Source organism: Trinickia sp. (assembly GCF_051954495.1).
Classification (GTDB): Bacteria; Pseudomonadota; Gammaproteobacteria; order Burkholderiales; family Burkholderiaceae; genus Trinickia.
In genome coordinates, this window is record NZ_JBQCHR010000162.1 from 44,034 (window position 1) to 61,581 (window position 17,548).

Here is a 17,548-nt window from a genome sequence, read left to right on the forward strand (position 1 = left end):
ATGGTCATGGCGCTTGCGTCGGCAACACGTGATCGCGAAACATCTCCCGCAGCTTCAGTTTCAGCAGTTTGCCCGTGGCCGTATGCGGCAGCTCGTCGACGAACACCACGTCGTCCGGCATCCACCACTTCGCGACCTTGCCTTCATAGAACGCGAGCAGTGCTTCACGCGTCACGCTCGCCCCCGGGCGCCTGACGATGACGAGCAAAGGTCGCTCGTCCCATTTGGGGTGACGACAAGCGATGCATGCGGCTTCAGCCACATCGGGATGCGCGACGGCGATGTTTTCAAGCGCGCTCGAACTGATCCATTCGCCGCCCGACTTGATGACATCCTTGCTGCGGTCAGTGATCTGAAGGAAACCGTCGGGGTCGATCGTCGCCACGTCGCCGGTCGGAAACCAGCCGTCGACGAGCGGCGACTCGTCGCTCGAGAAATAGCGGTCGATGACCCACGGCCCCCGCACGTGCAGGTCGCCGAACGCGACGCCGTCCCGCGGCAGCTCTTGCCCGTCTTGACCGACGATTTTCATGTCGACGCCGCAAATGACGGTGCCCTGCTTTTGCAGCAGACGCCTGCGTTCTTCCAGCGGGCGTTGCGCCTGTTCCCAATTGAGGCGCGCGAGCGTGCCGAGCGGCGACATCTCGGTCATGCCCCATGCGTGTATCACGCGTACGCCGTAATCGTCCTCAAAGGTCTCGAGCATCGAGGGCGGACAGCACGAACCCCCGATGACCGTACGTTCGAGCGACGAGAAGCGCGCGCCGATCGATTTCACGTGCGCGAGCAGACTCATCCAAACGGTCGGCACGCCCGCCGAAAACGTCACCCGTTCCGCCTCCATCAACTCGAACAGCGACTTGCCGTCGAGATCCTTGCCAGGAAACACGAGCTTCGCGCCCGCGAGCGGCGCGCCATGGGGGATGCCCCATGCGTTGACGTGAAACATCGGTACGACCGGCAGCACCGAATCGTGAGCCGAAAATCCCATGGCGTCGGGCAACGCCGCGCCCATCGCGTGCAGGTAGACGGAACGGTGCGAATACAGCGCGCCTTTCGGATGTCCGGTCGTGCCCGACGTGTAGCACAGGTACGAGGCGAGCCTTTCGTCGAGTTGAGGCCATGCAAAGTCGCTGTCCTGCGCCGTCACGAGCGATTCGTACCCGAGCAGCGGCGCGTCGATCGACGGGATGTTCTCGTCGTCGGCCAGCGCGATCCATCCCAACACCTTCGGGCAGCGCGGTGCAAGCGCGGCCACGAGCGGCGCGAACGTCGTGTCGAACAGGACGTAGCGATCCTCGGCGTGATTGACGATATAGGCGATTTGCTCCGGAAAGAGCCGCGGGTTGATCGTATGGCAAACGGCGCCGAAGCCCGTCGTGCCGTAGTAGGCTTCCAGGTGCCGGTACCCGTTCCAGGCGAGGGTTCCAATGCGGTCGCCTCGCTCGACGCCTAATTTCATCAGCGCTTTGGCCAGCTGTTTCGCGCGGCGCTCGCAATCGCGGTAGGTATAGCGATGAATGTCGCCTTCGATGCGGCGCGACACGATCTCGGTGTCGCCCGCGTAGCGCGCGGCATGCGCGAGCAGCGTCGACACGTTCAGCGGTACGTCCATCATCTGGCCCAGCAACGGCGTTTGCATGGCGGGGGTCTCCTCGCGCGGTGGACGATTCAGGTCGCTCTCGCCTCGCAGGTCGCGCATGCGCGCGGGTTTGGCCACGCTCAGCGCGCCGCGAGGCGGCGACTTACAATATCGGGTAACCGAGAGGCCCTCAATATGTCGTTTTCCCCAAGCTTTGCCGAACTTTCTCCCCGAATCGCGTCGCTGACCGAGGCTTTATCCGCTCCACGTTCGGATGGGTTCGCGAGCCTAGGCGGCGCCTTCTATACGCGCCTGCCGGCGTCCCCGCTGCGCGACCCGTACGTCGTCGGCTTTTCGGACGAAGCGGCGCGCATGCTCGGGCTCGATCCCGCCATCGTGTCGGAGCCCGGCTTCGCCGAACTGTTCATCGGCAATGCCACGCGCGAATGGCCCCAAGCCGCGCTGCCGTATGCCGCGGTCTACTCCGGCCATCAATTCGGCGTATGGGCGGGCCAGCTCGGCGACGGCCGCGCGCTCTCGCTGGGCGAATTGGAACACGGCGGCGCGCGCTACGAGCTGCAGCTCAAGGGCGCCGGGCGCACGCCGTACTCGCGCATGGGCGACGGTCGCGCCGTCCTACGCTCGTCAATCCGCGAATTTCTGTGCTCCGAAGCCATGCATCATCTCGGCATCCCGACGACGCGCGCGCTCGCCATCGTCGGCTCGGACCAGCCGGTGCGACGCGAGGAGATCGAGACGGCCGCCGTCGTCACGCGCGTATCGGAAAGCTTCGTGCGCTTCGGCCATTTCGAGCACTTTTACGCCGCCGATCGCACGAGCGAGCTGCGCGCGTTGGCCGATCACGTCATCGACCGCTTCTATCCGGCCTGCCGCGAGGCCGACGACCCGTACCTCGCCTTGCTCGACGCCGTCGTCGCGCGCACGGCTGTACTGATGGCGCAATGGCAGGCGGTCGGCTTCTGTCACGGCGTGATGAATACCGACAACATGTCGATCCTCGGCCTGACGATCGACTACGGCCCGTTCGGTTTCGTCGACGGGTTCGACGCCGGCTATGTCTGCAATCACTCAGACTCGCAAGGCCGATACGCGTACCGGATGCAGCCGCAGATCGGCTACTGGAACTGTTTTTGCCTGGCGCAGGCGCTGCTGCCGCTCGTCGGCGCGCACTACGACGAAGCGGCCCGGACGGAACGATCGGTCGCTGACGCGCAGGGTGTGCTCGGACGGTTCAAGGAGCACTTCTCGCCCGCGCTGGAGCAGCGATTCCAAGCCAAGCTCGGCCTCGCTCAGACGCGCGAGGGCGACAGCGCGCTCGTCGATCGGCTGCTCGAACTCATGCACGCGAGCCGCGCCGATTTCACGCTGACATTCCGGGGGTTATCGAAGGTGTCGCGACACGATGCGAGCGGCGACGGCCCCGTGCGCGACTTGTTCCTCGATCTGCCCGGCATCGACGGCTGGCTGATCGACTATCGCGCCCGGTTGGCCGCAGAGCCGCGAGCCGATGCCGCGCGCCGCGAGGCGATGGACCGCGTCAATCCGAAATTCGTCTTGCGCAATCATCTGGCCGAAACGGCGATTCGGCGGGCGAAGGAAAAGGATTTTTCCGAAGTGGAGCGGCTCGCGGCCGTGCTGCGCCGTCCGTTCGACGAGCAGCCCGAAAGCGAGGCGTACGCGGCGCTGCCGCCCGATTGGGCCGGGGCGCTCGAAGTGAGCTGCTCGTCGTGAACCGAATCCCGCCGCCGCGGTCTTCTGCGGGGTTGCGCCGCATACCGCGCCGTGCATCCGACTCGCGCTGCGCAACGTACATGCATTGAATCGGCGGAATACGCGCCGCACTGCCGCCGCCGACGCTACCCACCCGGCACGCGCCCAAAGCCGTGCCGCTTTACGGAGACACATCGACATGAACGAACGCCCCACCGGCTTGCCCGATAACGCCGACGCGCCGCGCGACGACTACGAGGTCCGGAAAACCGATCAAGCGTGGCGCGAGCAGTTGTCCGACATGGAATATCAAGTCACGCGCCACGCGGCCACGGAGCGCCCGTTTACCGGACGCTACTGGGACCATTGGGAAGGCGGCGTCTACGACTGCGTCTGCTGCGGCACCCCGCTGTTCGAATCGTCGACGAAGTTCGACGCCGGCTGCGGCTGGCCGAGCTACTTCAAGCCGATCAACGGCGAGGTGATCGAAGAGAAGACCGATCGCACGCACGGCATGCTGCGCATCGAGGTGCGCTGCAAGCAATGCGGCGCGCATTTGGGCCACGTGTTCGAAGACGGCCCCGCCCCGACCGGCCTGCGGTACTGCATCAATTCGGCTGCGCTACAATTCGAGCCCAAGTAGGCGGCACGGCGTCGCCGCGCGACATGTCGCACCGGGCGCTTCTCTCGGCGCGGCATGTGCCTGGCCGATGCGGCACGCCGCGCCCCTCGACGCTTTCGGACTCTCCAGCTCAGCTTTCATGAAATTTCTTTTCGATCTGTTCCCGATCATCCTGTTTTTCGTTGCGTTCAAGCTGTGGGGCATCTTCACGGCCACGGCCGTGGCGATCGCGGCAACGCTGGTGCAAGTCGCATGGGTGGCGTTCCGCCACCGGAAGGTCGATCCCATGCTGTGGGTCAGCTTGGGGGTCATCGTCGTTTTCGGCGGGGCAACGCTCGTGCTGCACAACCAAAAGTTCATTCAGTGGAAGCCCACTGCGCTCTATTGGCTGTTCGCCGTCGGCCTGGCCGTTGCGCGCTACGGCTTCCGCAAGAATCTCATCGAAAAGATGATGGGCAAGCAGCTGACGCTGCCCACGCCTGTATGGGACAAGCTGAATATCGCCTGGGCGTTGTTCTTCGTCGCGCTCGGAATCGCCAACCTCTATGTCGTCGGAAACTTCACCGAGGCGCAGTGGGTCAACTTCAAGCTGTTCGGCACCACGGGCGCGATGTTCGTGTTCATCGTCGCGCAAAGCCTTTGGCTGGCGAAGTATATGAAAGAGGAGTAAGCCATGAGCGAAGCCTCCGATTTCCTCGCCGGCTCGGCCGACGCTCGCCTCGCCTTCATCCGGGCCCGGCTCGCGAGCGCGCTCGCGCCGCAGTCGATCGACGTGCGCGACGACAGCGCGCAGCATGCAGGACACGCGGGTGCGGCCGCGGGCGGCCATTACACGGTCACGATCGTGGCGGAAGCGTTCGCGGGCAAGCCGCGCGTGGCTCGGCACCGGCTGGTGTATGATGCGCTGGCCGACGTGATGCAACGCGGAATACACGCGCTCGCGATCGTGGCCTACACGCCCGAGGAGTACGCCCGGTTGCCCGGTGCGTGACGCGCCGTTCGACGCCCGTCCGAAGTTTGCATCTCGAGCGCCTCCACCCCCGCTGACGGGGCAATGCCGGGGGCGCGCTCCCTCCACCGATTGTTTTCGACAGGAACGCTAGGAACTTCCGATGATCCAGAAAAAGACCCGCCTTTGGGTGTTGCTGGCCGCTTTCGCGGCTGCTCCGGCCTTCGCGCAGAACGTCGCCGTCGTCAACGGCACGGCCATTCCCAAATCGCGCGCCGATGCGCTCATCGCCCAGCTCGTGAAGCAAGGTCAACAAGACACGCCGCAGCTGCACCAAGCCGTGCGCGACGAACTCGTCAACCGCGAAATCCTCATGCAGGAAGCGGTGCGTGAAGGTGTCCCGAGCCGTGCCGACGTGAAGGCGCAAGTGGCCGTGGCCCAGCAAACCGTCGTTCTGCGCGCGATGATCGAAGACTACGTCGCGAAGAACAAGCCGAGCGACGCCGAAGTGAAGGCGCGCTACGACGAGCTGATCAAACAGGCCGGCGGCAAGGAATACCACCTGCACCACATCCTCGTCGACAACGAGCAGCAGGCGAAGGATTTGATCGCGAAGATCAAGGGCGGTGCCAAGTTCGAGGATCTCGCCAAGCAGTTCTCGAAGGACCCGGGTTCGGGCAAGAACGGCGGCGACCTCGACTGGGCCAATCCCAAGACGTACGTGCCTGAATTCGCGGCCGCGGCTGAAAAGCTGAAGAAAGGCCAGATGACCGATACGCCGGTGCATACGCAGTTCGGCTGGCACATCATCCGTGTCGACGACGTTCGCGACGTCGCGCCGCCGCCGCTCGATCAGGTCAAGGCCCAAATCGTTCAGCAAATGCAGCAGGAAAAGCTGCAAGCGTTCGAACAGAGCCTGCGTGCGAAGGCGAAGGTCGAGTAATCGCCCGCTGCCGTTGCATCAAGCAGGAAGTAACAATGCCGCCCCTGGGCGGCATTGTCTTTTGTAGCGATACGGCCGAGCGACTCGCGCCCGGCGGCGGCTTTCGGCCGCTTCAGCTTAGCCCAGCCAGCGCCGTGCGTTGCGGAACACACGCATCCACGGGCTTGCCTCGCCCCAGCCTTCGGGGTGCCAGCTCATCGTGACGGTGCGGTGCACCCGCTCCATATGCGGCATCAACACCGCAAAACGCCCGTCCGCCGTCGTGACCGACGTGATGCCGGCCGGCGAGCCGTTCGGGTTGAACGGGTAACGTTCGGTCGCCTCGCCGTGGTGGTCGGCAAACCGCATCGCTACCGCCACGCGCGAAGCATCTCCTTGCTGCGAGAAGTCGGCGTAGCCTTCACCATGCGCAATGGCCACTGGAATTCGCGAGCCTTCCATGCCGGCAAAGAAGATCGACGGCGACGATTCGATACGCACGAACGAGAAGCGCGCCTCGAATTTCTCCGACTTATTGCGCGTGAACTTCGGCCATGCATCGGCGCCCGGAATCATCGACGCCAAGCTGCTCATCATCTGGCAGCCGTTGCAGATCCCCAGCGCGAATGTGTCGGTGCGCCCGAAAAAGGCCGCGAACATATCGGCGAGCTGCGGATTGAACCGGATCGTCTTCGCCCACCCTTCGCCCGCGCCCAGGACATCCCCGTACGAGAACCCTCCGCAGGCCACCGCGCCCTTGAAATCGGCCAGCGTCGCCCGGCCCGACAGCAAGTCGCTCATATGGACGTCGTAGGCGTCGAAGCCGGCGCGATCGAACGCATACGCGGTTTCCAAATGCGAGTTGACGCCCTGCTCGCGCAGGATTGCAATGCGCGGGCGCGCACCCGTTTGAATATACGGCGCAGCGACATCTTCGTTCGGATCGAACGTGAGATGCGGCGAGATGCCCGGATCTTGCGCGTCGAGCAGCGCATCGTATTCGGCGTCGGCGCAAGCTGGGTTATCGCGCAGGCGCGAAATGCGCCAGCTCACTTCCGTCCACGCACGCTGCAGCTCGGCGCGCGGCGTGTCGTAGATCTTTTTCGCATCGCGATAGATTTCGATCACGTCGCGTTCGTTGAGCTTGCCGATGACATGCGAGCAGGCACCGAGACCCTGTTCGCGCAGCGCGCCGAGCACCGCGTCGCGATCGGCGGCGCGCACCTGCACGACGGCCCCGAGCTCCTCGGAAAACAGCGCGCGCAACGTCTGGTCGTTACGTCGGCCGCTCGTTTGCTTGGCCCAGTCCTTCGCATCGCCATAATCGAACTCGTGCCCGGCATCCAGCGTGAGCATATCGACGTTGAGCGATACGCCCACGTGGCCCGCGAACGCCATTTCGCACACCGTCGCCCACAACCCGCCATCGGACCGGTCGTGGTACGCGAGCAGGCTGCCGCTCGCGTTGAGCGACTGGATAGCGGCAAAGAAACGCTTCAGATCCTCGGGATCGTCGACGTCGGGCACGCTGTCGCCCACCTGCTGGGTGACTTGCGCCAGAATGCTGCCGCCCAGGCGGTGCTTGCCGCGCCCCAGGTCGATCGCGATGAGGACGGAATCGCCCACTTCGTCATGGCGGCGCAGTTGGGGGGTGAGATGGCGGCGCACGTCTTCGACAGGCGCGAACGCCGAGATGATCAAAGAGACCGGCGCGACGACTTCCTTAGCTACGCCCCGATCTTCCCATTTCGTCTTCATCGACAAGGAATCCTTGCCGACCGGAATGCTGATGCCGAGCGCCGGGCACAGCTCCATGCCGATCGCCTTGACCGTGTCGAACAGCGCGGCGTCTTCGCCCGGCGTGCCGCAGGCGGCCATCCAGTTCGCGGACAACTTGAGCTTGTCGAGCGAGGCGATCGGCGCGCTCGCGATGTTCGTCACCGCTTCGCCGACCGCCATGCGGCCCGATGCGGGCGCGTCGATGACCGCGAGCGGCGTGCGCTCGGCCATCGTCATCGCTTCCCCCCGAAAACCCGCGTAATCCGCTGCGGTGATCGCGCAATCGGCCACCGGCACTTGCCAGGGGCCCACGAGCTGGTCGCGCACGCTCGTGCCGCCGACCGAGCGATCGCCGATGGTGATCAAGAACGATTTGCTCGCCACCGTCGGGTGCTTGAGCACGGAGACGGCCAACTCGTCGAGCGATAAGCCCGTCACGTCGACCGGCGCGCGTTCCTCTAAGACGTGTTCGACATTGCGGTGCATGCGCGGCGGCTTGCCGAGCAGCACGTCCATGGGCATATCGACGGGATAGATGGCGTCGCCTTCCGCATGCGCATCGATCAATTGAAGCTGGCGCTCTTCGGTTGCGACGCCGACTACGGCGAGCGGGCAGCGCTCACGCGCGCAGATCGCTTCGAAGGCCGGCAAATCGGCCGGCGCGATCGCCAACACGTAGCGCTCTTGCGCCTCGTTCGACCAGATTTCGCGCGGCGACAAACCGCTTTCCTCCAGTGCGACTTGGCGAAGCTCGAAACGCGCGCCCTTGTTCGCGCCGTCGACGAGTTCGGGGAACGCATTCGACAGGCCGCCCGCGCCCACGTCGTGAATGCTCAGAATCGGGTTCGATTCGCCGAGCTGCCAGCACGCGTTGATGACTTCCTGCGCGCGCCGCTCGATCTCGGGGTTGCCGCGCTGAACCGAATCGAAATCGAGTTCGGCCGTATTCGCGCCCGTGGCCATCGAGCTGGCGGCGCCCCCGCCCATGCCGATGCGCATGCCGGGACCGCCGATCTGCACGAGCAGCGTGCCGGCCGGCAGGTCATGCTTGTGCGTGTGGCCGTCGGAAATATTGCCGATGCCGCCGGCGATCATGATGGGCTTGTGATAGCCGCGCACTTGGCCGCCTACGTTTTGCTCATAGACGCGGAAGTAGCCGCCAAGATTCGGGCGGCCGAATTCGTTGTTGAACGCCGCGCCGCCGAGCGGCCCGTCGATCATGATCTGCAGCGGCGAGGCGATTCGGTCGGGCCGGCCGTAGGCGGCGTGCCGATCGTTCGGGTTGCGCAGCGCCGGCGGCTCTGCACAATCGCGTGCGTTTTCCCACGCTTGCACCGCATCCGGCAATTCGAGATTCGAGACGGTGAAACCCGTCAAGCCGGCCTTGGGCCGCGCCCCGCGCCCGGTCGCGCCTTCGTCGCGGATTTCGCCGCCCGCGCCCGTTGCGGCGCCCGCGAACGGCGAGATCGCCGTCGGATGGTTGTGCGTCTCGACCTTCATCAGCGTATGCGTGAGCTCCACGTGACGGCCGTAGCGCTCGTCGAGCGCGCCGCGCTCGCCGGCCTTGGCCTGACGCGGGAACCAGCGTTCGGCCGGGCCACCTTCCATGATGGCCGAGTTGTCCGAATAGGCCACGATCGTGCCCTGCGGATTGAGCTTCTCGGTGTTCTTGATCATCTGGAACAGCGACATGTCCTGGGCCTGCCCGTCGATCGTCCATTGCGCATTGAAGATCTTGTGGCGGCAGTGCTCGCTGTTCGCTTGCGCGAACATCATCAATTCGACGTCGGTCGGGTTGCGGCCCAGCTTCGAAAACGCATCGACGAGATAGTCGATTTCGTCGTCGGCCAGCGCGAGTCCCAGTTCGCCGTTCGCTCGCTCGAGCGCCGCGCGCCCTTGCGCGCGGATGTCGACGCTCGTCAACGGCTTGGCCGGCAGTTCGTCGAACAGGTGCAGCGCATCGTCGCGCGAGGCGACGACGCTCTCGGTCATGCGATCGTGCAGCGCCGCGGCCACGGCCGCGCGCACTTCGTCGGAAAGGGCCTTCTTGCCGCCCAACAGCCCGGTCAAGCCCGATTTCAACGTGACCGTGAACTCGATGCCGCGCTCGATGCGGCGCACGTGCTCGAGCCCGCAGTGATGGGCGATATCGGTCGCCTTGCTCGCCCATGGCGAGACCGTGCCGATGCGCGGTACGACGAGGAAGCTTTCCGAGGCGCCCCGCCCCTCATTGGCCGCGAACGGCTCGCCGTAGTGCAGCAGCGCGGCGATGCGCTCGTTGTCCTGCGCCGACAGCGGCGTCAGCGCGTTGACGAAATGCAGGAACTGGCCGCGCACGTCGACGATGTTGGCGTCGAGGCGGGCAAGCGTTTCGAGCAGGCGGGTTTGACGGAAGTCGGATAGCGCCGAAGCACCGGGGAAGCACGAGAAGTGGGCCATGGAAGGACTTGGGCGTCGATGAGTCGCGCATCGCGCGGTTCGCGCGCGCATGCCACGACGTGAGGCGAAAGGAAGACCGAGATTATACCTGGAACTCGCTCTCCGAGAGGCTGTCCGGGCCGGCATCGCGCGGCGACGCGTTTCGAATGGGCGTTCCCAAGGCGCGGAGATTGCGTCCGATTTGCGCTGCATCCCCAGCCGCCAAGCCGCGTTTGGCGCTATCATTCGCGGTTTGCCTCATCGGCGTGAAGCCTATCCCGGAGCGTCCGCGCCGCTTGCCGCGTCTCGCGCCGGGGCTTACGTCGGGGCTTACGCCGCGGCTCTCTGCAAGCACGAACCCAGTCATACATGGATGTCATCGTCATCGGCGGCGGAATCGTCGGCGTCGCCACCGCCTACCAGCTTCGCGCGGCCGGCCATCGCGTGTGCGTCGTCGAGCGCCATGCCACGGTCGCCCAAGGCGCCACCTACGGGCATGGCGGCATCGTGCTGCCGACGCCGCTCGACGCCTGGTTCGGTCCCACGTTTCTGGATCCGCGCCGCGGCGCGCGCAGCGGCGTCGTCTACCGCCCGGGGCTGAGCTCCAGCGCGCGCCGGTTCGCCAAGCGCCTCGCGCAGTGGCAGGCGAGCGAGGCGTTTCGGGCACAATGGCTGCGGCTGCGCCCGCTCGTCGAGCTCTCGCGCGAGGCGATCGCCTCGATCGAAGCGGGGTTCCATCTGGAATTCGAGCAGACGGCGGGCATTCTGCACGTGATGCGGCATCCGCGCGAATGGGAACAGGCGCAGAGCGCGTTCGACCTACTGCGAGAATTCGAGACGCATCACCATGTGCTGTCGGCCGCGGAGTGCGCCGACATCGAGCATTCGATCCCCGCCGAGCCCACGTTCGCCGGCGGCGTCATGTTCGAGCAGGAACGCACGGCCAATTGCCCGTTGTTCACGAAGCTCGTCAAGCAGGTGCTCGACGAACAAGGCGGCGTGCAATTCGTGTTCGGCCGGGCCGTCGAGGCGATCCGGCTCGAAAGCCACCGCGCGGCCGTCGAACTGGCGCCGCCGGAGGGCGAGCGCACGCACACGCGGGAAGTCGACGTCATGTCGTGCGACGCCGTCGTGGTCGCCGCGGGCGCCGGCAGTGCGCCGCTGCTCGAGCGGCTCGGCCTGTCGTTGCCGCTGCACGCCGTCCGCATGCTCTCGCTCACGGCGCCGATCGCCTACGAGGAATGCGCGCCGCATCTGACGGTCGTCGATTCAGTGCGTCGCGTGTCGATGACGCGGATGAATCAGCGCATTCGCGTGGCGGGCGCGGCGGTGCTGCAGCCCGACCGTGAACTGGCCAAGCCGCTGGCCGAGCCGCTTCTGGAAGCCGGTACCGCGCTCCTTGCGCAAGCGACGCACGATTGGGTTCCCGGCGCGGCCAAGATTTCGGCCGCTCACGCCTGGGAAGGCCAACGGCTGCTGTCGCCGGACGGCCTGCCTGTCGTCGGGCAGGCGATCCATCCGCGCTTGTTCGTGAATGTCGGGCATGGCCCCGCCGGTTGGGGGCTCGCCTGCGGGTCTGCTAAAGTGGTCGCAGATCTCATTTCGGGCGCGACGCCGCTCGTCCCACCCGAAACGCTGGCGGCGCTGCGAGCCGAACGCTTCGCAAGCTAACCGACGCTCCGGCGTGCCGCATGGGCGCGCAGTGCTGTTATCCGGATCGTCGGCCGCTTGTTTGGTCGTCTCGCCCGCCGCCGATTTGTTCGAGCGTGCACGTGAACCCGCTTGCCATGAACAACGCCCCCGCTCTTGCCCCGTCCCTGCTTTCGCCGCACGAGCGGCCGTTGCCGTTGTATACGGTCGCTCAGCTACGCGCGCTTGAAGCGCGGGGCGCGCTCGGCCTACCCGAGCACACGCTGATGGGCAGAGCGGGTGCGGCAGGCGCGCAGTATCTCGCCGAACGCGCGGCGCACGACGGCTCGCTTGCCGCCGAGCACCCGGTTTGGATCGCCGCAGGCCCCGGCAACAACGGCGGCGATGCCCTCGTGCTCGCCACGCGCTTGCGCCAAGCGGGCATCGCTGCCGAAGTCTGCATGCCGGTCGAAGCGAAAGCCGACGACGCACGCTGGGCACTCGGCGAAGCGCGCGCCGCCGGCGTCCCGATCTCCCACGTGCCGCCTTCGTCGCTCGACAGGTTCGCGTGGATCGTCGACGGTCTGTTCGGCATCGGATTGGCCCGTCCCCTCGACGGCGTGTTCGCCGACCTGGCCGCGCGCATCGGAGAGCGCGCGGCCACGCACGGGCGAGTCCTCGCGCTCGATGTGCCTAGCGGGCTCGATAGCGACACCGGCAACATCGTCGGCGGCGGTGCGGTCGTTCGTGCAACCGACACGGTGACGTTTCTCGGTGCGAAGCCCGGGCTCTATATGACGCACGGGCGAGACCACGCCGGCACGGTAACGGTCGCGCCGTTAGGCGTCGACCTGCCCCCGGCAGCCGATGTCGCCCTTCTGAATGCGCCATCGCTGTTTGCGCCGCACTTCCCACCGCGCGCGTTCGCCTCGCATAAAGGCACATTCGGCAGCTTGGCGGTGGTCGGGGGCGATACGGGCATGTGCGGCGCGCCCATCCTTGCCGCGCGCGCGGCGCTGCTGACCGGCGCGGGAAAAGTGCACGTCGCATTCGTGGGCAAGGGCGCCCCGCCTTACGATCCCCCCTATCCGGAATTAATGCTGCATCCGCCGGGCGGCTTTGCCTACGAGACCATGGATGCGTTGGCGATCGGCTGCGGCATGGGACGCGGGCCACACGCGGTGTCGTCGCTCGGGGCGGCGCTCGCGTGCGACGCCGCACTTTTGATCGACGCGGATGCGCTCAATTTGATCTCGCATGAAACGGCCCTGGCCGAAGCGCTTGCCGAAAAAGGCGCGAACGGGTTGGCGCGCGGCGCTCGCCCTTGCGTACTGACGCCGCATCCGCTCGAGGCGGCGCGCTTGATGGGCTGCGACGCCAGCCAGGTGCAGCGCGACCGGATCGGCACCGCACGCGCGCTCTCCCAACGATATAGCGCGGTGATCGCGCTCAAAGGGGCCGGCACCGTGATCGCCTCACCGGATGGCCGTGTAGCCGTCAATCCGACCGGCAATGCGGCGCTCGCGACGGGCGGGACGGGCGACGTCCTAGGCGGCATCGTCGGCGCCCTGCTCGCGCAAGGCTTACCGAGCTACGAAGCGGCCCTCGCCGGCGTCTATCTGCATGGATCGGCCGCCGATGCGCTGACGGCCGCCGGCGCGGGACCCGCTGGCCTAGCGGCCGGCGAACTGGCGCCGGCCGTGCGCGGTTTGCTCAATCGGCTCGCGTACCCGGCCCGCGATTAGGCCGCGCGCGGTCTCTCGCTCATTTCGCCGCCGTGGCCGCCTGCGGGCGCTCGACGAGCCGATCGTTCATATAGGCGAAATGCCGATCGCGCGGGACGGTCGGCGGCACCGCCATCGGCTCGTCAGGTTTGCGATCGAGATATGTCACGGCGAGATCGTCGCCGTTGATCGCGATCTTGATCGGCTGAATTCGATCGCCGATCTGGAACGTCGTGCCTCGTCCGTCGGGGAATACCACCGCGGCGTAGTAAAACGTCCCGCTGCCCCCGCTGTCCTGCGACAGGAAGAGCGCAACCGCTGGCCGACCGCCGAGCGAGCCGGCGCCGTGCTCGGGCGGCTCCACCACGCGCGTGACCTCTTGCGCCGACGAATCCGGTGCGGCCGGCTGCGCATGCTGGCCGCCGAGCAGCGTCACATCGCTCTCGCCGATGCGATAGATCGCGTCCTTGTAGTCGATCGCCGGCTGGGCCGGGCCAGCATCATGGGTCGGCCCAGCCGGCGCCGAAACCAACCCGAGGTGCTCGCTCGCGCTGGTGCGTAGATCGTCGATCCGATGCTGGTACGCCTCGCTGAGGCAGGACACCTGCGGCCCACATGCGTCGCGCGTGTCATGTCGCCACTTTTGCTCGTCGGCCTGCAAGCCGTCTCGGAATTCGCGGTACGGCAGGTTGTCGGCGGCGGGTTTAGCCTCGAGCAGCATGGAGTAATAGGCGTTTGCACGTGCGTCGAGCGAGCGCAGCGCGGCATTTGCACAAATCGCGCGCTCGACCGGTGCATGCGGCTTTGCGCAATCGATGTCCGCGTTCTGAGCGAACGTGCTGGTCGAGATGGATGCAAGAAGTACCGCCGAGGCGGCGACGGCGAATGGGCCCATTTTTTTCATTTTTTCTGGAGTTGCTGCGGTTTGAAAAATCGGATGATAGCGCGCCCTGCGCGCCTCATGCCACGCCAATATGGGCAGCGTCGGCTGGCTGTCGGGTCGCTGTCAGCCGACCGTCGGGTCGGTTTTTTGCAAAGCGCAATACGATGTTGGCGCGAGTGCGCGGCGCGCGCCGTGAATCGGCCGGCCGCCCGCGAAACGATGCTTCGATGCGACGCGCAACGCCGCTATACTGACCGACCCCGGCTCGCACGCCGAGCTTCTTTCGTTAGATGACGCCTATGACGCTCAACTCGCTTCCCGCTTGGTCCGCCCTCTCCGCGCACTACGAACAGATCCGCGACGAGCGGTTGCGTGACTGGTTTGCCGTTGACACCGGCAAGCCCTCGCGCGCCGAACGGTTCACGATCGAAGGCGGCGGGCTCGCGGCCGACTTTTCGAAAAACCGCATCACCGACGAAACGCTGCGCTTGCTCGTCGCGCTAGCCGAAGAGGCCGGCGTGGCGGCGCGCCGAGACGCCATGTTCGCAGGCGAGGCGGTCAATCCCACCGAGGGCCGCGCGGCGCTTCACACGGCGCTGCGCTCGACGCGGGCCGATGCGCCGTTTCACGCGCAGGTCGCCGCCGAGCGCGCGAAAATGGCCGACTTCGCCGAACGCGTGCGCGGCGGCACGTGGCTCGGCCACACCGGCAAGCGCATTCGCCATATCGTCAATATCGGCATCGGCGGCTCCGACCTCGGCCCAAAGATGGTCGTCCACGCGCTCCAGCATCTTTCGCATCCCGATATCTCGACCTACTTCGTTTCGAACGTAGACGGCGCCGATCTCGCGCGCGTGCTGGCTCGCATCGATCCCGAGGAAACGCTCGCGATCGTCGTCTCCAAAACATTTACCACGCTGGAAACGATGACCAACGCGCGCTCGATGCGCGATTGGTTCGTCCAAAACGGCTGCCCGGAAAGCTCGCTCGCGCAGCACTTCGTCGGCGTATCGGCGAATCCCGCCGAAGTCGTCAAGTTCGGCATCGCGCGGGAGAACGTCTTCGAGATGTGGGACTGGGTTGGCGGACGCTACTCGCTTTGGTCGGCCGTGGGCCTATCCATCATGATCGCGGTGGGCGCGGCGAACTTCGATCAGCTGCTCGCCGGCGCGCACGAGATGGATACGCACTTTTGCGAGGCGCCGCTCGCGCGCAATCTGCCCGTACTGCTCGGCCTCATCGGCATCTGGTACCGCAACTTCTTCGGGCTGCAAAGCTACCTCGTCGCGCCTTATTCCGAAGCGCTGCACTTCATGCCGTCGTATCTGCAGCAGCTCGAAATGGAAAGCAACGGGAAGTCGGCGCGGCTTGACGGTGCTTACGTCGACTACGCCACGTCGGCCGTCACGTGGGGCGAGCCCGGCACGAATGGGCAGCACGCTTTCTTCCAAATGCTGCATCAGGGGCCGACGATCGTCCCGATCGATTTCATCGCCGTGCTCACGCCCGAGCACCCGCTCGTCAGCCATCATCCGAAGCTGCTCGCCAACTGCTTCGCTCAGAGCGAAGCGCTGATGCTGGGCCGCACGGAGGACGAAGCGCGCAAAGTGGCCGGGCCCGACAAACCCGAACTCGTGCCGCATCTGGTGTTCCCAGGCAATCGCCCCTCCACGACACTGATGCTCGACGCGCTGACGCCCCGCTCGCTCGGCGCGCTGATCGCGCTCTACGAACACAAGGTGCTCGTGCAAGCGGCCATCTGGAACATCAATCCGTTCGACCAATGGGGCGTCGAACTCGGCAAGATTTTGGGGAAGGTGGTCGAGGCCGATATCACGGCGGCCTCGTTCGACGAGCATAAGCACGACTCGTCCACGTCCGCGCTGATCGAGCGCGCGCGCAAGGCATTGCGCCGCACGTGAGCTCAGGCGTCGAGCGGGCCGCTGCGCACGACGCGGCCCGCTTCGATCGTGACGGTGTGCGCGCAGCGGCGCGCGAGTTCGATGTCGTGCGTGACCAGCACGAGCGTCGCGCCTTGCGCGGCATTCAGTTCGAACATGAGATCGATGACGGCATGGCCCGTGGCGGCGTCGAGGCTGCCCGTGGGCTCGTCGGCGAACAGAATGGCGGGGCGCGTCACGAAGGCGCGCGCCAATGCCACGCGTTGCTGCTCGCCGCCCGAGAGCAGCTTCGGGTAGTGTTGCATGCGCGCCCCGAGGCCCACTTGCTCGAGCAGCGCCTTGGACCGCGCCGTGGCCTCCTGCGCGTCCACGCCGCCCTGCAGTTCGAGCGGCAAGCGAACGTTTTCCAGCGCAGTCAACTGCGGCATCAATTGAAACGATTGGAATACGAAGCCGATCGAACCGTTCCTCAGGCGCGCCCGTTCGTCTTCCGACAGCGTCGTAAGCTCGTGCCCGAGCAATCGAACCGAACCCGAGGTGGCGTTGTCCAAGCCCGCGAGCAAGCCGAGCAAGGTCGACTTCCCCGAGCCCGACGCGCCGACGATCGCCACGCTCGTGCCGCCCACGACGTCGAGATCGATGTCTTCGAGGATCGTCAGCTCGCCGGTTGCATCCTTGACTCGCTTGCATAAACTGCGCACTTCGATAATTGCATTGGTGTTTTCTGGCATGAACAAGCGTCGCTGGATTGTCGGTACGGCCGCCGCGGCTACGTTAGCCGCCTCGGGCCTTTTTATTGCGTTCTCGCCGCTCGCCGCGGCGCCTGCGCACAGCGCGGAGACCGCGCGGCCCGTGATCGTCGTGCTCGGCGACAGCATCTCGGCCGAATATGGCCTGCCTCGCGACACGGGATGGGTTTCGCTGTTGCGCAAACGGCTCGCGGACAAGCAAATCGATTATAGCGTCGCGAACGCGAGCATCAGCGGCGACACCACGAGCGGCGGGCGTGCCCGCATGCCCGAGCTGATGGCGCGCCTGAAGCCTTCGATCGTCATCGTCGAATTAGGCGCGAACGACGCGCTGCGCGGCGTACCGCTTTCGACGACGGAAGACAACCTGCGCACGATCGTCGAGCAGGCGCAGCAAGGCCATGCGAAGGTGGTGCTGGTGGGCATGTATGTGCCGTCGAACTACGGGCAGGCCTATACGCAGCGATTTCACGGGCTGTACGGCTCGCTGGCTCGGAAGATGAACGTGCGGCTCGTGCCGTTCTTGCTGGCCGGGATAGAAAACCGGCCGGATATGTTTCAGTCGGACCAGATGCACCCGACGCAGCAGGCGCAGCCCGTGCTGCTGGACAACGTCTGGCCCGTGCTGGCTCCGCTGCTGCGCCAGCACGGCCGTTGAA

General features: G+C 65.9%; 13 protein-coding genes. 9 read left to right on the top strand and 4 right to left on the bottom strand.

Annotated features, from left to right (window positions below; all coding sequences use genetic code 11):
- Positions 1 to 4: 4 nt before the first annotated feature.
- Positions 5 to 1,642 carry a 3-(methylthio)propionyl-CoA ligase gene (locus tag ACTHNR_RS22530; protein ID WP_440550362.1) on the bottom strand — a complete coding sequence of 546 codons (1,638 nt, stop codon included), beginning with the start codon at positions 1,640 to 1,642 and terminating at the stop codon, positions 5 to 7.
- A 135-nt stretch (positions 1,643 to 1,777) separates the two neighbouring features.
- Here ACTHNR_RS22530 and ACTHNR_RS22535 point away from each other — a divergent pair, with 135 nt between their 5' ends.
- The 5 genes from ACTHNR_RS22535 to ACTHNR_RS22555 all read left to right on the top strand — a co-directional run bounded on the left by ACTHNR_RS22535 (position 1,778) and on the right by ACTHNR_RS22555 (position 5,827).
- Entirely contained in the window at positions 1,778 to 3,334 is a 1,557-nt protein-coding gene (locus ACTHNR_RS22535; RefSeq protein ID WP_440550365.1) for a protein adenylyltransferase SelO, read from the top strand.
- 178 nt (positions 3,335 to 3,512) lie between these two features.
- Entirely contained in the window at positions 3,513 to 3,956 is a 444-nt protein-coding gene (msrB, locus tag ACTHNR_RS22540) for a peptide-methionine (R)-S-oxide reductase MsrB (RefSeq protein WP_440550368.1), read from the top strand.
- A 118-nt stretch (positions 3,957 to 4,074) separates the two neighbouring features.
- Entirely contained in the window at positions 4,075 to 4,605 is a 531-nt protein-coding gene (locus ACTHNR_RS22545; RefSeq protein ID WP_440550371.1) for a septation protein A, read from the top strand.
- A 3-nt stretch (positions 4,606 to 4,608) separates the two neighbouring features.
- Positions 4,609 to 4,926 (top strand): BolA family protein, encoded by a 318-nt coding sequence (locus ACTHNR_RS22550; RefSeq protein ID WP_440550374.1) that lies wholly within the window; start codon positions 4,609 to 4,611, stop codon positions 4,924 to 4,926.
- Between the two features lie 121 nt (positions 4,927 to 5,047).
- Positions 5,048 to 5,827 carry a peptidylprolyl isomerase gene (locus tag ACTHNR_RS22555; protein ID WP_440550376.1) on the top strand — a complete coding sequence of 260 codons (780 nt, stop codon included), beginning with the start codon at positions 5,048 to 5,050 and terminating at the stop codon, positions 5,825 to 5,827.
- A gap of 117 nt (positions 5,828 to 5,944) precedes the next feature.
- On the opposite strand, the gene purL is transcribed toward ACTHNR_RS22555, so the two are convergent.
- Positions 5,945 to 10,024 (bottom strand): phosphoribosylformylglycinamidine synthase, encoded by a 4,080-nt coding sequence (purL, locus tag ACTHNR_RS22560; RefSeq protein ID WP_440550379.1) that lies wholly within the window; start codon positions 10,022 to 10,024, stop codon positions 5,945 to 5,947.
- 348 nt (positions 10,025 to 10,372) lie between these two features.
- Between purL and ACTHNR_RS22565 the strand changes: the two genes are divergently transcribed.
- Positions 10,373 to 11,674, top strand: coding sequence for an FAD-dependent oxidoreductase (locus ACTHNR_RS22565; RefSeq protein WP_440550381.1), 1,302 nt, complete (start codon positions 10,373 to 10,375; stop codon positions 11,672 to 11,674).
- 116 nt (positions 11,675 to 11,790) lie between these two features.
- Positions 11,791 to 13,377, top strand: coding sequence for an NAD(P)H-hydrate dehydratase (locus ACTHNR_RS22570; protein ID WP_440550466.1), 1,587 nt, complete (start codon positions 11,791 to 11,793; stop codon positions 13,375 to 13,377).
- Positions 13,378 to 13,396: 19 nt separating this feature from the next.
- Here ACTHNR_RS22570 and ACTHNR_RS22575 read toward each other — a convergent pair whose 3' ends face one another.
- The gene (locus ACTHNR_RS22575; protein WP_440550384.1) at positions 13,397 to 14,251 is read right to left on the bottom strand and encodes a lysozyme inhibitor LprI family protein; all 855 of its coding nucleotides are present in this window, start codon (positions 14,249 to 14,251) and stop codon (positions 13,397 to 13,399) included.
- 287 nt (positions 14,252 to 14,538) lie between these two features.
- Between ACTHNR_RS22575 and pgi the strand changes: the two genes are divergently transcribed.
- Entirely contained in the window at positions 14,539 to 16,161 is a 1,623-nt protein-coding gene (pgi, locus tag ACTHNR_RS22580; protein WP_440550386.1) for a glucose-6-phosphate isomerase, read from the top strand.
- Positions 16,162 to 16,163: 2 nt separating this feature from the next.
- On the opposite strand, the gene ACTHNR_RS22585 is transcribed toward pgi, so the two are convergent.
- A complete protein-coding gene (locus ACTHNR_RS22585) occupies positions 16,164 to 16,871 on the bottom strand; it encodes an ABC transporter ATP-binding protein (RefSeq protein WP_440550389.1) in 708 nt (235 codons plus the stop codon).
- Here ACTHNR_RS22585 and ACTHNR_RS22590 point away from each other — a divergent pair.
- Positions 16,870 to 17,547: an arylesterase gene (locus ACTHNR_RS22590; protein WP_440550392.1), complete on the top strand. Its 678-nt coding sequence runs from the start codon at positions 16,870 to 16,872 to the stop codon at positions 17,545 to 17,547. The genes ACTHNR_RS22585 and ACTHNR_RS22590 overlap by 2 nt on opposite strands.
- Position 17,548 lies beyond the last annotated feature (1 nt).